This is a genomic window from Propioniciclava sinopodophylli (genome assembly GCF_004324755.1).
Lineage (GTDB): Bacteria > Actinomycetota > Actinomycetes > Propionibacteriales > Propionibacteriaceae > Propioniciclava > Propioniciclava sinopodophylli.
Genome location: NZ_SDMQ01000013.1, coordinates 1 through 13571, shown reverse-complemented (window position 1 = coordinate 13571; position 13571 = coordinate 1). Strand labels below are relative to the sequence as shown.

14 protein-coding genes are annotated in these 13571 nt (G+C 73.2%); 2 read left to right on the top strand and 12 right to left on the bottom strand.

The genetic code is table 11. The features are described 5' to 3' along the window. Positions 1-2 precede the first annotated feature (2 nt). From ET989_RS11955 to ET989_RS11915, 9 genes are read right to left on the bottom strand one after another with little or no spacing between them, the layout of a single operon-like run. Entirely contained in the window at positions 3-2846 is a 2844-nt protein-coding gene (locus ET989_RS11955) for an AfsR/SARP family transcriptional regulator (protein WP_131169277.1), read from the bottom strand. After that, positions 2846-3277 (bottom strand): TadE family protein, encoded by a 432-nt coding sequence (locus ET989_RS11950; protein WP_131169275.1) that lies wholly within the window; start codon positions 3275-3277, stop codon positions 2846-2848. The genes ET989_RS11955 and ET989_RS11950 overlap by 1 nt, the downstream gene beginning before the upstream one ends. Then, the gene (locus ET989_RS11945; RefSeq protein WP_131169273.1) at positions 3274-3621 is read right to left on the bottom strand and encodes a TadE/TadG family type IV pilus assembly protein; all 348 of its coding nucleotides are present in this window, start codon (positions 3619-3621) and stop codon (positions 3274-3276) included. The genes ET989_RS11950 and ET989_RS11945 overlap by 4 nt, the downstream gene beginning before the upstream one ends. A gap of 38 nt (positions 3622-3659) precedes the next feature. Next, positions 3660-3887, bottom strand: a complete 228-nt coding sequence (locus tag ET989_RS11940) for a hypothetical protein (RefSeq protein WP_131169271.1) — start codon at positions 3885-3887, stop codon at positions 3660-3662. A 31-nt stretch (positions 3888-3918) separates the two neighbouring features. Then, positions 3919-4806, bottom strand: a complete 888-nt coding sequence (locus tag ET989_RS11935) for a hypothetical protein (protein ID WP_131169269.1) — start codon at positions 4804-4806, stop codon at positions 3919-3921. After that, positions 4803-5666, bottom strand: a complete 864-nt coding sequence (locus ET989_RS11930; RefSeq protein WP_131169266.1) for a type II secretion system F family protein — start codon at positions 5664-5666, stop codon at positions 4803-4805. Before ET989_RS11930 ends, ET989_RS11935 begins: the two co-directional genes overlap by 4 nt. Beyond that, on the bottom strand, positions 5663-7093 hold the full coding sequence (locus ET989_RS11925; RefSeq protein ID WP_206662337.1) for a TadA family conjugal transfer-associated ATPase: 1431 nt from the start codon (positions 7091-7093) through the stop codon (positions 5663-5665). The genes ET989_RS11930 and ET989_RS11925 overlap by 4 nt, the downstream gene beginning before the upstream one ends. Further along, the gene (locus ET989_RS11920; protein ID WP_131169264.1) at positions 7090-7872 is read right to left on the bottom strand and encodes a CpaE/TadZ family protein; all 783 of its coding nucleotides are present in this window, start codon (positions 7870-7872) and stop codon (positions 7090-7092) included. The genes ET989_RS11925 and ET989_RS11920 overlap by 4 nt, the downstream gene beginning before the upstream one ends. Then, complete coding sequence (locus ET989_RS11915) at positions 7869-8495, bottom strand: SAF domain-containing protein (RefSeq protein WP_131169261.1); 627 nt, start codon at positions 8493-8495, stop codon at positions 7869-7871. The genes ET989_RS11920 and ET989_RS11915 overlap by 4 nt, the downstream gene beginning before the upstream one ends. A 193-nt stretch (positions 8496-8688) precedes the next feature. Here ET989_RS11915 and ET989_RS15000 point away from each other — a divergent pair, with 193 nt between their 5' ends. Next, positions 8689-8838, top strand: coding sequence for a hypothetical protein (locus ET989_RS15000; RefSeq protein WP_165490158.1), 150 nt, complete (start codon positions 8689-8691; stop codon positions 8836-8838). A 150-nt stretch (positions 8839-8988) separates the two neighbouring features. Further along, the gene (locus ET989_RS11910; protein ID WP_131169259.1) at positions 8989-9642 is read left to right on the top strand and encodes an NUDIX hydrolase; all 654 of its coding nucleotides are present in this window, start codon (positions 8989-8991) and stop codon (positions 9640-9642) included. A 106-nt stretch (positions 9643-9748) separates the two neighbouring features. Here the strand turns inward: ET989_RS11910 and ET989_RS11905 are convergent, their stop codons facing one another. From ET989_RS11905 to ET989_RS11895, 3 genes are read right to left on the bottom strand one after another with little or no spacing between them, the layout of a single operon-like run. After that, positions 9749-11617 carry a DEAD/DEAH box helicase gene (locus ET989_RS11905; protein ID WP_241656334.1) on the bottom strand — a complete coding sequence of 623 codons (1869 nt, stop codon included), beginning with the start codon at positions 11615-11617 and terminating at the stop codon, positions 9749-9751. Between the two features lie 21 nt (positions 11618-11638). Continuing rightward, positions 11639-12670, bottom strand: a complete 1032-nt coding sequence (locus ET989_RS11900) for a lactonase family protein (protein WP_131169257.1) — start codon at positions 12668-12670, stop codon at positions 11639-11641. Between the two features lie 35 nt (positions 12671-12705). Next, the gene (locus tag ET989_RS11895) at positions 12706-13518 is read right to left on the bottom strand and encodes an HNH endonuclease signature motif containing protein (protein ID WP_338324539.1); all 813 of its coding nucleotides are present in this window, start codon (positions 13516-13518) and stop codon (positions 12706-12708) included. Positions 13519-13571 lie beyond the last annotated feature (53 nt).

Genomic DNA, 13571 nt, shown 5'->3' with positions numbered 1-13571 from the left:
CCCTACTGGGCCCTCGCGCGGAGGCGTCCCTCGACGACCTCCTGGCAGAGCTCGACGGTCTCCGGCAGGAGGTCCAGCCCCAGGACGCGGGCCGTCCTCGTCACGCGCGTGACCAGCCGCTGCACCTCATCGGTGCGCCCGGCAGCGTGTTCGACCCGGATGCGCTCCCCGAGCAGCAGCTCGTCGTCCGGCGCGGCCACCAAGGCCCGGTTGGCGGCCCAACGGGCCGTCTCCAGGTCGCCCCGCTGGCGTGCCGCGCGGGCGGCCACGACGCCGACGTCGCGGATGAGAGCCGCGGCGTCCGACCGGAACTCCTCCGCCCAGCCCCATTGGCCGGGGGCGGCGTCCGCCAACGGTGCGCCGCGCACCAACTCGAGCGCGGCGACGAGCCTGTCGAGCGGGGCCTTGTTCACGCCCCCGGTGACCAGCAGGGTCAGCTCCTCCCAGTCCGAGGACACGGACTCGTCGAGCCAGATCAGGCCCGAGTAGGCGTCCGGCAGGTACAGCGCGCCGTCGGGGCGGGCACCCAGCCAGGTGCGCAGGCGGCTCATGTTGGATCGGCGCGTCCCGTCGGCCACCAGCAGGGCGGCGAGCATCTGCGCGGGCGTCGACCCGGGGTGCAGGTGCAGCCAAGCGCAGTACTCGATGCACTGGCGGACGGCCCGTGAGGGCTGCTCGCCCGCGCACCCCACGAGCTCGACCGGGCCGAGCAGGTTCAGGCGCGGCCCGTCGGCCCGCTCGGGCAGCGGCAACGGCGCGGGGCGCAGCGCGATGATGTTCACGTCTTCCTCCCGGGGAGCCTCCCACCACGGCGCAGGGCCGGTGGCGGTGTCGTTGGCGAGTTGGTAGAGGTCGGCGAGGGCCTCCCGCGCCTGGGCGGGGACCGTCTGCGGCACGACCTCGGCCTGCCCCGCGGACAGGCGGCGTGCGCCGTCCGGCATCCGGGTCAGCGCCCAGTCGACCGACGCCCCCACCTCGGGCCGGACCGGCGCGATCACCGCGACGCCGCACGGGTGCTGGGCGATGGCGGCCTCCAGCCGCGCCAGCTGGTCCGGGGTCGGCGGCACCTCGAAGAGGATGACCTGGGCCGACCAGGCCTCCGCGAGATCGGGGTCGAGGCGCCCGGAGTCCCAGCCGCGCCCCTCGATGAAGGGCGCGCGGTGGCGGACGAGCCGTTCGACCGTCGCGACGCCGTCCTCCGCCTCGGTGTCGTGCACGATGCGGCCCTCGCCGGCGGCGTCCGCGAACCGGGCGTCAGGGGTGATGACGAGCAGGTCGAGCTCCTCGGCCCACGGGGCGCAGGCGAGCTCGACGAGCATCGCGGAGAGGATCTCGCCGGCCCCCGCCTCCTCGTCGTCCCGCACGCCGAGCACGCCTGAGGCCATCACGTCGACCATCACGAGGTGCCCGGGCTCGGACTCCCCCAGCGTGACCAGCGCCGGGTAGGCGACCGCGTGCGCGACGTCGGGGAGCTCGCCGAGGGCCGCCCACGTGATCGCGAGCGAGGCACCCACCCGCGTGAACGCGTCGGGCGCCGCCGCGGGGCCCTCGCTGAAGGTGAACACCACGTCGTCGGGACCCACGCGCACGTGCTCCAGCCGGGCGGCGGGCGTCCGTTCACGCCACCAGTGCTGGGCGAGGTGGCGCATCGCCCGGCCGAGCAGGGCCATCCGGTCCGTGCCGTCGGCGGCCTCGTCCACCTGCGCGAGGGCCACCTCGTACCGGGCCAGTTCGCCGGTCGGCTGGACGTAGCGCCGGCCGAGCGGGCGCTGGTGCTCCTGGATGCGGCGGCGCAGCCCGACCCCGCCGATGACGGCGGCTGCCGAGAGGGCGGTCATGCCGCCGAGGAGGCCGACTGCAGGGGCTGTCTCGGTGACCGGGGCGAGGAGCTCGCTGGTGGGGGCGTCCGCGGGCGCCGTGACGGGCGCGGCCGACTCGCTGTCCGCCGGCAACTCCACCGTCTCTGCCGGCCCCCCTGCGGGGTCGGACGCCGCGGGCTCGGCCTGCTCGTCGCCACCGACGGGGGCGCCGGGCGCGTTCGCCGGCAGGACGGTCATGGGCACCTTGAGCACCCACCCGGGCTGGATCAGGTCGGGATCGGTGACCCGCTGGGTGTTGAGCGCGTGCACCTGGGGCCAGCGGTCGGCGTCCCCCAGGTGCTGGGCGGCGATGGCGCTGAGGGTGTCGCCCGGCTGCACCGTCACGAGCGTCACCGGGTCGGGCACCGACAGCACCGTCCCGGGCGTGAGCCGCTCCATCGGGTCGGCCTGGAGCGCGGGGTTCGCGGCCACGATGCGCCGCCACTGCCCGCCCTCGCCGTAGTACTTCTCCGCGAGGCTCCACAGGTCCTCACCGGGTGCCACCGTGTGCTGGGGACCGGCCGATACCTCGGCGACGGGCGGCGCCGCGGGGGCCGCGGGGGCCGCGGCGGTCGCGACGGTCGCGGGGGTCGCGTGAGCCGGCGCCGAGGCGGCGGCCACCTCTCCCACCACGAGGGCCGCGGCCGGGTCGTCCGCCACGCGCGGGGTCGCGTGCGCGACGCCGGCGCCGGACGCCAGGACCACCGCCACCAAAGCGGACGCCAGCGCTCGTGGCACCGAGAGACCCGGCAAGGCCACCCGCACCCGGCGTCCGCGCAGGGCCCCCACCAGTTCGATGGCGAGCGCGACCATCCAGGCCGCCCACGCCAACCAGCCGACGAGGGTCAGCACCGCGAGCAGGACACGCACGTCCGTCGCGCTCCACAGGTGGATCGCGCCAAGGTCGGTGAACCCCCACGCGAGCAGGGCCAAGGGCGGCGCTACGACGAGCAGCAGCAGGGCGATCAGGGCAAGGATGCGGCGCATCAGCTTCTCCCTCGGTAGCGGTCAAGGGTCGAGGACGCCTGCGCCTCGACGAGGACGGTGCCCGGCACGCCGGGCAGCAGCAGGTCGGCGAGCGGCACGGCGCAGCGAACGGTCACCTCCACCGCCCCCGGCTGGCCGACGGGCAGCGCGAAGGCACGGGTGTCCACCGCGAGCTGCCAGCTGCCGCGGCACTGGGTGGCCGAGCCCGCGGCGTCCGATGCGACGACGGCGCGGGCGCGGGTGGCGGCGCTGCCGGCGTCCCGCGCCAGGGTGGCGGTGCGGGCGGCCGAGTCGGCCCACTGTTGGACGGCGATGCGCGCCAGGGCGAGCCGGCCTGCTCCGACGACCACGGCGAGAATCAGCACGAGCGCGGGGACGAGGATCGCCATCTCGATCGACGCCGACATGCCGTGCTGGTCGCGGGCCCTCATGGCCGGGTCACCTGCTCGCGGGGCCGGGTGGCCTGTTCGCTGACCCGGGTCTGCCCGAGGTCGAGGAACGTGGGCATCCGGCCGCGGACGGTCGCCCGCGCGAGGTTCGCGTCGACGGCGAGGTGGACCTCCAGGTCGGCCAGGCCGCCCCCGCCGGCGATCTCGAGGCCAAGGGCGCGGGCGTCCGCCTCGGTGGCGCCCAGCAGGGCGGCCTCCTCGGCGGCGGCGATGGCGGCGTGGGAGGCGACGGTGCGGCCGTACATCCACAGGCCGGCCTGGATCGAGCCCAGGACGGCGAGCAGGAGGACGGGCACCAGCAGTGCCCATTGGACCGAGCCCGACATCCCGCGCGCGTCACGCGCCGGAGTGGCGTCGGCCCGGGTCACGGCCCGCCGACCGACATTCCGGCCTCGGCGAGGCGGCCGCGGACGTACAGCAGCACGGCGCCCGCGATCACGGTGCCGACGGCGACCGCACCGGCGACGAGGAGGGCCTGCTCGGTCGACTGGGACAGGCCGCGCTCGTCGCGGGCGTGCAGCAGGGTGGCGACGCGGTCGCGCCAGGTGAGCGTCGCGCCGACGGCGCGGTGCACGAGGGTCTGGGTGGACATCGGGTTCTCCTTCAGGGTGGGTGGGGGTGGTTCAGCCGCCGGTCACGAGCGTGAGCAACGGAGGAATGAGGAAGAACAGCCCGAAGACGACGGTCGGGATCACCATCCACGTCGTCATGCGCTCGGACATCTCGTTGGCGGTCATCTTCATGGCGCTCAGGTGGCCGTCGCGCAGCTCGCGGACGCGGGCCCGAAGGGCGGTCGAGAGGGAGGCGCCCGACTCGTCGAGCTTCATCACGTCGGCCAGGTCGCGCAGGGCCGGCAGGTCGAGGTCGCGGCCGAGTTCCTTGATGTCGCCGTACGGCGCGCGCTGCTGCAGGCGCGCCCGGTCCAGTGCGCCGCGGATGGCCGCGAACACCGGGACGTCCGACAGCGAGGCCGCCGAGTGCAGCGCCTGAGTGCCCGACTGGTTGGCGAGCCGTTCGAGGGTGACCAGGTCGAAGAAGGTGAGGAGGGCCTCCGTGGCGTCCTCGGTGGCCTCAGGGCTGGCCCCGCGGAGCAGGAAGTCCGGCACGAAGAAGCCCGCGGCGGCGAGCACCGGCCCGGCCATCAGCGGCAGCGGGGAGACCTCGTCGAACACCACCCACGCGAGCACCGCGAACAGGAAGGGGGCCACCAGCCCGGCGAGCGCGGCGACCAGCTTGTGGGTGTAGTGGGTGGCCAGCGTTCGGCCGCGCAGGCGGAGGTTCCGCTGCAGCTCCCCCTGCGCCACGACGTACCGGCTGCGCACCCACCAGGCGCCGAGGCGGTCCAGGCCCGCGGCCTCCGACTCGGGCGCGGCGGTCGGGGCGGGCACGTCGTCGGCGAGGACGCCGAGGGCGTCCGCCAGCCGTGCGTGGCGCGGACGGAACCCGGCCACGACCAGGCACACCCCGAGGGCCACGAGGGCGCCGGGCGCGACGAGCAGCCAGGCCGTCATGTCGTGCTCCTCAGGATGCGCTCGCGCGGGCGCGGCAGCGTCATGCGACGCAACATCACGAGCGCCCCGACGTAGGCGACGATCAGCCCGGCCAGGATGGCCTGGCCGATGGGCGTCCCGTAAGGGGCGAAGAAGTCGCGGGCGAACAGCATGGCGGCGCCGAGCAGGACGAGTGTGATGATCGTCACCTGCTTGACGACGACGCGCGGCTTCGACCGCTCCGCCTCCACCTCGCGCAGCACCTTGAGCCGCTCCTGGATGGAGTCGGCCAGCGCGACGAGCGTGGCGGCGGCCCCGCTGCCACCCCGTCCGGCCGCGAGCACGAGGCTGGCGAGCACGGCGTCCGCGTCGGGGGAGGCCAACTCGTCGGCCATCGCGAGCAACGCCTGCGGTGCGGGCCAGCGGTCGTCGAGGCGGCGGATGAGCAGCACGAGATCGTCGGCCAGCAGCGGCGGCGGCGTCCGGGCCGAGAGGCGGAGCGCATCGGTGATCGACTTGCCGGTGGCCATGGTGGCAGTCATGCCGCGCACCCAGCGGTCGAGCGCCTGCAGCAGCTCGATCTGCGTCTGCTTCGGGGCGCTGAGCAGGTGCGGGACGCCGTACACCGCGACCGGGACGACCACCAGCATTATGGGCCACCGGGTCCACAAGGTGACGACGATGCCGGCCAGGACGCCGGCCACCAAGGTGAGCCGGGCGCGTCCGGTCGCGCCGCGGACGTTGTCCACAGCTTTCGTCCACAGGGGTGTGGACGCGCGCGGCGTCGGGTCGGACACGAGCACCCCGGCGGCCACCGCCACCAGGATCGCCACACCGGCGACCAGCAGCATGCCGGCCAGCACCGCCATCATCAGGGTCATCGGTCGGCCCGCCAACTGGGCAGGAAGGGCGCGAGCTCGTCCATCATGCGCGGCTCGGGGTGGAAGCGCTCCGACTCCGCCTCGTTGCCGGCCTGGTAGACGAGGTGGGTGACGGGCCGGTTGCCCTCCAGCGCGCCGGTCAGGGCGATCACCTGCGACACGCGCCGCGTGCGGACGCCGCCGCGCCACGTCTCGTCGATGAGGTGGACGTGCACGATCAACCCGATGTGCAACGCGATCTGGCGGAACGCCTCGTCGACCGACAGCACCCCACCCTGGGCCACACGCGCGGCGAGGCGGTCCATGGTGGAGGTCGCCGAGTGGGAGTGGGTCGTCGAGAGGGTTCCCGCGCCGGCTTGCATCGCCTCGAACATCGCCCCGGCCTCGACGCCGCGCACCTCACCCACGACGAGGCGGGCCAGGTTCTGCCGCAACGCCTCGGGGATCAGCTGCGCGACGGAGAACTCGCCGACGTGGCGCCCGTCCGCGACCTCGCCCAGGCCGACCCGCGCCTGCAGCGCGAGCATGTTGCGGCGTCCGGGCTGCAGGTGGGTGAGCAGCTCGTAGTCGGTCTCAAGCGTGCCGAAGCGCTCGTTGTGCGGGATGGACGCGATGAGCGCCCGCAGCAAGGTCGTCTTGCCCGCGCCCTGATCCCCCGCGATCACGATCGACGTGCGGTTCAGCACGGCGGCGTGAAGGAGGCGCCCCACGTCGTCGGGCACCATGCCGAGGTCGACCAGCTCGGGCAGGTCGATGCTGGTCAGGATGTGCTGGCGGATGACGATGCTCGGCCGGAACGAGAGCCCGAACCCGATGGCGTGCAGGCGATGCCGGTCGCCGAGGGCGAGCGTCATCGTGGGGTGCGCGTCGTCGAACGGACGCGGTGGGCTGACGGACTCGCCGAGGAACCGGATGGCCTCGATGAGCTCCTCGTCGCTGTCGGCCACCGGCGGCAGTTCCTCGCGGTGGCCGTCGCCGTACTGGACCACCACCGAGTCGTGGCCGTGGATCTCGATGTTCTCCACGTCGGGCAGCTCGAACAGGGGCTGCAGGCGTCCATACCCGAAGATCGCGTCCTCGAGCGCGACGGCGTAGGTCTGCTCGCGCTCGACGGTCCACAGCTCGCCGAGGTGGGTCTGGTCCTCGGCGTGGCTGCGCACGACGCGGGCGATGATCGAACGCGCCAGCAGGCGGCGGTCGGCGTCCGGCATCGGGGTGCCCGTGCGCTCGACGTACGCCTCGGTCTCGCGGGTCACTTTGTCCGAGGCCCGGCGCCGCAGCACCACGATCAGGCCCCAGTCGACGGCCCCGTCGCTCGCGACCGGACCGGCCGCGCGGCGTATCTCCTGCGCGCCCACGGCGAAGGCGTCCGGCGCCGGCGCCAGCAGCGGGATGTCGGCGAGACGCCGCATGGTCGAGCTGCTCATGGGGCCTCCACCAGAGATCCGGCGTGCATGGTCTCGCGCAGCGACTCGGCGGCGCGGGTGAGTGAGCGACCCAACGCCGTGCGGGACCAGCGGCGTCCGACCGGGGCACCGTCGGCGAGCTCCTGGGCGGCCGACGGGTCCCACGCGACCTCGGCCAGGACCGGCACGCCGAACTGCTCCGCGACCTCGCGGACGCCGTAGGGCCGGCCCGGCCCCACCACGATCAGGCCGACGCGGCCGGGCGCACCCGACTCGACGAGCGGGGCGAGGTGCAGCCGCACGGCGGCGAGGGAGACCAGCGACGTCCGGCAGACCAGGGCGATGGCGTCCGCCCCGGCAACCAAGTTCGCGGGGAGGCCGCGGTGGCCGGTGCGCCCGGCGTCCACCACCAAGTCAAACGCGGCGTCGCGGCCGGCCTCGACGATGCCGGGCCACACGCCGTCGAAGAGGTCGACCGAGCCGAGGTGGGTGAAGCCGGGCACGAAGCGCCGGTCGCCGGGCGGAGCCTCGTCGGGCTTGCGCGGGAGGTCGGGCAGCGGACGCCACTCGGCCGCCAGCGCCGCTCCCAACGGGCGCCGCTCCCGGTGCGCCTGCAGCAGGCCCTGGAGGCCGGCGCCGTGGGTCGACTGGCCGCTCAAGTAGCCGGCCAGGATCGCTTGGGAGGCCGAGCGGTCGGCGTCCACGAGGACGGCATCGCCCGGCCACATCAGGGTGAGCCCGAGCGCGGTGGTCGTCACGCCCGGCGCACCGGACGCGCTGGCCAGGACGAGCATGCTCATCGGCCGTTCCCCGTCTGGACGAGCGCCACCCGGTCGGCCGCGGCCAGGCGGGCCACGAGTTCGGCCGAGCCGGCAGGCACGCTGAGCGCCAGCAGCGTCGACCCGTCGGTCTGCACGGCGGGCTCCCCCACCAAGGACGCCGGGATGCTGCCGGGCAGCTCCGCCTCCGCCTCGCCCTGGGCCGGCAGCGCGACGACCAGCACCTGCGTGCCGGGGCGCAGGTCGGTGGTCGGGAACCGCCCCACCGACAGGCGCAGGCCCACGCGCGCGCTCCCCACCGGCACGCCGCTCTCGCCCCACGACCCCTCCACGAGCAGGCTGCCGCCCGGGACGTCCGTCACCGCCGCCCGTCCGATCACCTCGGCCGCCCGCTCGTCACCCACCGTCCGAACGTCGACGCCGGTGCCGACCGACACGACCGACAGGTCGGCCCCCTGGATCACTTCGCCGCGGTGGATGGTCCGGTTCACCCGCAGCACGGGGTCGGACGCCGTCAGCGACAGGTACACGAAGGCGGACGCCAGCCCGCCGAGGCACACGGCGAGGATGCCGGCGAGCAGCCACAGGGGGCTGCGACGCAGGCGGATGCGCGGACGCGTCGCGTCCGGAACGGGGGTTTCCATGGGGGTGGGTCCTTGTTCCTGGGGGGTACGTCACCCAGAGATTAGGCACGATGGACGCCCGGGTGCGAGCAATCCCAGCATCTGGCTGTGGACAACGCCCGAAAATGGCACGGCAAATCGCCCCGCGGCAGGCCCCCGCCGCAGGGCACCGGTTGGAAACCCATCCCAATCGCCGATCGGCAACAGCCTGTTCATGGCCGCCCGCGTCGCGAACGTCAGGATCGAGGCGCTCATCGGCAAGCTGTGGCCCACCTTCTGGGCGCTGTGCATCGGCCTGCTGGTGGTCACCTTCATCCCGGCCATCTCCACCTGGTTGCCCACCACGCTGGGCCTGATGAAGTAGCCGGGGTCCGGTACTGCGACGGCGGGGAGGCTTCGGCCTCCCCGCCGTTCTCGTGGCGCGGCCTTCGGTCGGGATCTGGTGCAGCGCACCAAAACCCGCGGTACTGTGGCAGGTACTTTCTGACACTGCCGTCTGACAAGGAAACCAGCGATGGACCGCCAGCCAACCTCCAACGTCTCCGTCGACGCGATCGCCCTGCGCTACAACAACGAGACCCGCCACGTCGAGGTGGGCGTCTCCAAGCGCATCATCGAGCCGTACATCGACCAGCTCGCACTGCCCGGCGTGACGCTGTGGGAGGGTGAACGCCTCGCGGACGCCGCCGAGCGCGCCGTCCGCACCAAGCTGGACCTCGGCGTCCGGGCGTTGGGGCAGCTCACGGTGTTCGACGAACCGCACCGTGACCCGCGCGGTCAGACGCTATCGGTGGTCATGTGGGCGGTCGCGGACGACCCGGACGAGGCGCCCGACTACGTGCAGTGGCACCCGGTCGACGACGTGCCGCCGCTGGCCTTCGACCACAACCAGATGATCGAGTTCTGCCGCCCCCTGCTGGTGGACCGCCTGTGGCGCGACCTCACTTTCACCCGCGCGCTCACGGGGCCGACCTTCCCGGTTTCGGCCGCCGTGGCGATCACGCGGTCACTCACCGGCACCGCGCCCGACCGCGGCAACCTCAACCGGCGCCTGGCGTCCGTGCGCGGGCTGGGCATCAGCCACCAGCGCATCGTGATGGGACGCGGGCGTCCGGGCACGCTGTGGGAGTGGCAGTCCACGCACATGGAGCCCGAGTCGGGCGAGTAGGCCAAGCCCAAAGGCTGGGTGTCTGCCACCACGATGGCGGCCAGCATGGCGACGAACCGGCCCGGCTGGTGCCGGACCTCGGCCCACGCGTGCGCCAGCTCCCTCGTCAGCCCTTGTGGCGGGGCTTCTTGAACTTCTTCTCGGCCTTGAAGGCGTCCTTGTAGTCGTCGCGACCTCCACGGTCGCTGCGGCGGGTGGGACGCTCACGCTGGAAGCGGGGGCCCTCGTCGGGGCGCAGCTCGATGAGCTTGCCCGAGACCCGCGTGCGGCTCAGCTTGTCCAGGACGTCGCGGGGCAGGTCGGCGGGCAGCTCGATGATCGAGTGGTCAGGGCGGATGTTGATGCGGCCCATCTGGTCGCTCGACAGGCCGCCTTCGTTGGCCAGGGCGCCCACGATCTGGCGCGGGGTGATGCGCTGGCGGCGCCCGACGGCGACACGCCACGGCACGAGGTCGCCCGTGGGGCGCGGACGCCGTTCGGCTGCGAACCCGTCGCGGGGGCCTTCGTCGTCGCGGCGGCGGGCGGGACGCTCCTCACGGAACTTCTCCCCGCGCGACTCCTTCTCGGGCTCGAGCAGCATCGGCTCGTCGCCCTGGAGGACGGCGGCCAGCGCGGCCGCGACGTCCACCTCGGGGACGTCGTACTCGTTGACGTAGTGGGCCACGACGTCACGGAAGAAGTCGATCTTGTCCGGCTCGGCGAGGGCGGCGGTGATGCCGTCGTCGAAGCGGGTGAGGCGCGTCGCGTTGATGTCGTCAGCGGTCGGGAGCGGCATGTGCGTCAGCTCCTGGCCGGTGGCCCGCTCGATCGAGCGCAGCAGGTGCCGCTCGCGCGGGGTGACGAACGAGATCGCGTCGCCGGAACGCCCGGCGCGGCCCGTCCGGCCGATGCGGTGCACGTAGCTCTCGGTGTCGGTCGGGATGTCGTAGTTCACGACATGGCTGATCCGCTCGACGTCGAGGCCGCGCGCGGCGACGTCGGTGGCGACGAGCACGTCGAGCTTGGCGGCCTTGAGCTGGTTGATGGTGCGCTCGCGGGCGGCCTGCGGAAGGTCGCCGTTGATGGCGGCGGCGCTGAACCCGCGGGCGCGCAGCTTCTCGGCGACCGTCTCGGTCTCGTTCTTGGTGCGGACGAACACGATCATGCCGTCGAAGTTCTCGACCTCGAGGACGCGGGTGAGGGCGTCCAGCTTCTGCTGGTAGGAGGCGATCATGTAGCGGTGCTTCACATTGGCCGCGGTCGACGTGCGGCCCTTGACCTGCACCTCGACGGGGTCGTTGAGGTAGGTCTGCGCGAGCTTGCGGATGGTGCGCGGCATGGTCGCGGAGAAGAGGGCGACCTGCTTGTCGGAGGGGGTGTCGGCGAGGATCTTCTCGACGTCCTCGGCGAAGCCCATGTTGAGCATCTCGTCGGCCTCGTCGAGCACGAGGTAGCGGAGCTCGGAGAGGTCGAGGGTGCCGCGGTCGAGGTGGTCCATGATGCGACCGGGGGTGCCGACGACCACGTCGACGCCGCGCGCGAGCGCGCTCAGCTGGACGCCGTAGCCCTGGCCGCCGTACACCGGCAGCAGGCGGACGCGCAGGTGCGTGGCGTACTTCTCGAACGCCTCGGCGACCTGGAGGGCCAGCTCGCGGGTGGGGGCGAGCACGAGCGCCTGGACGTGCTTGGCGCGCGGCTCGAGGCGCTCCAGGATCGGCAGCGCGAAGGCGGCCGTCTTGCCGGTGCCGGTCTGGGCCAGGCCCACGACGTCGCGGCCGGCCAGCAGCGCGGGGATCGTCTCGGCCTGGATGGGACTGGGACGCTCGTAGCCCAGCTCCCGGAGGGCCTTGAGGATGCGGTCGTCCAACCCGAGGTCGGCGAACGTGGGACCCTCGGGGGCCTCCTGCTCGCCGGCGGCGGCCACCTCGTCAACCGTCTGGTCGACCACCTCGTCGGCGTCGTTCAGGTCGAGCTGGCCCAGTTCGTCTTCATTCACTCCACCAAGGTAGTGCCCCGGTCAGGCGAAACGCACCCAGTTGGCACCGGCCCCGGTCTCGTGACGGTCACGTTTGACCAGTTCGCCTTCGTCGGACAGCTCGTACAGGGCGACCGAGCCGGAGCCCTCCCCCGCCACGACCACGTGCCGCGAGTCGGGCGCGACAGCGAACCCCCGCGGCTGCGCCTCGGTGGGGACAAGGCCCACCACGCCGCCGAGCAGGCCGTCTGCGTCGAGGCTCACGACGGCGACGGTGCTGGCGGTGCGTTCGGTCGCGAGGAGGTACGAGCCGAAGCGGGCCACGTGGACGTCCGCGCCCCAGATGAGGTGCTCGGCCATGGGGTCGGCGCCGAAGCGGCTGTGGGTGAGGCCGGCCTCGGGGTCGACGATCGAGACCGACTCCGCGCGGGTGAGCTGACCGGTCGCCGGGTCGCGCTCAAGTCGGATGGCCTCGCCGCTGAACTCGGTCACCAGGTAGGCGGCGTGCTCGTCGGCTGCCAGCACCAGGTGCCGCGGACCGGACCCCTCGGGTGCCGCCACGGTCGGCGGATCGAGCGGGGTGAGGACGCCGTCCTCTCCGATCGCGGTCTGGGAGATGAGGTCGTCGCCGAGGGAGACGAAGTAGGCGTACCGGCTGGCCGAGTCGGTGACGACGCAGTGCAGGTTGGCGTGCTCGACGCGGGAGGTCTCCTCGCCCACCAGGCCGCCATCGGCCACCGGCCAGGCGACGCCCCAGCCGCCGTGGTAGGACGCCCCGAGCAACAGGTCACCGTCGCGGGTGAGTGTCAGGTAGGCCAACGGGTCGGCGACGGCGCGGCGTGCGACCTCGGTGAGGACGCCTGAGCTGCGGTCGAGCCGCAGGGTGACGATCGCCGGTTCGGGCTGCTTGGTGGCGCAGTACACGAGCGAGTGGGCGGCATCCACGGCGAACGTGCCGGTGCCCGCTCCGATGGTGCTGGTGGACAGCGGCTCGAGCGATCCCTCGCCCAACTTGAGGACGGACACCGTGCCCGCCTTGGCGTTGCCGACAAGGACCAACGTCGTCTCAGTCATGCCGCCATCGTAGGAGGCGGCCCCCACGCGGGACTTCATTCGATCAGGACTTCCTGCCCCTGCCGGTGGTGGTGCTGGACTCCACCGGGGTGGTCCGGCGGATCCTCCCATAGGGGCGCCCGGGCGAGTTCGGCCTGGCGTTGGTTCGAGCGCAGGGGTGCCTGGGCCCGCGGTTGGCCCACGCGGGTCGGTGGGGTGAAGACCGGGTGTCCGTCATCGGCGATGTGGACGGTCCATCTCGTGGGTGGGGAGCTGTGGTCGAAGAACCGGTGGGGTTCGATGGTGCCGTGGTGGTGGGGGCACAGGAGCACCATGTTGCCCAAGGCGGTGTCGCCGCCCAGCCACCAGGGGATGATGTGGTGTGCTTCACACCCCGAGGCTGGGACCCGACAGCCCGGGAACGCGCACCGCTTGTCGCGCTGTTCGAGGGCTTTGCGGATGCTGGGGGTGACCAGGCGTTGGTCGCGGCCCACGTCGAGGGGCTGGCTGGCCGAGCCGAGCACGATCGGCACGATGGTGGCGTCGCACGCCAACCGGCGCAGTTCACCGGCGGTGACCTGCTCACCGCTGGCCAGCACCCCGGCCTGCTCGACCCGGTTCAGGACGTCGTCGAAGGACAGGGTGACCACCACGGTCGGCCTCACAGGCGGGCCGGTCCGAGTGGGCGCGCTCGTCGAAGCCGGGCCAGCAGGTTTCGACCCCTCGACGGGATCAGGGGCTTGCCCTTCGGCACCGAACCGTGCGGGCTCGGGAGCGCGACCAGCAACGAGGGCTATGAGGCCGTCGGCGGTGCGCTGCTCGAAGCTACGCAACCCGGCTTCGTCGTGACGATCCGCGGCCTGCTCCACCGCACGCCGGTTGCTGACCGCGTGCGACTCGACCAGACGCTTGAACGCCTCCC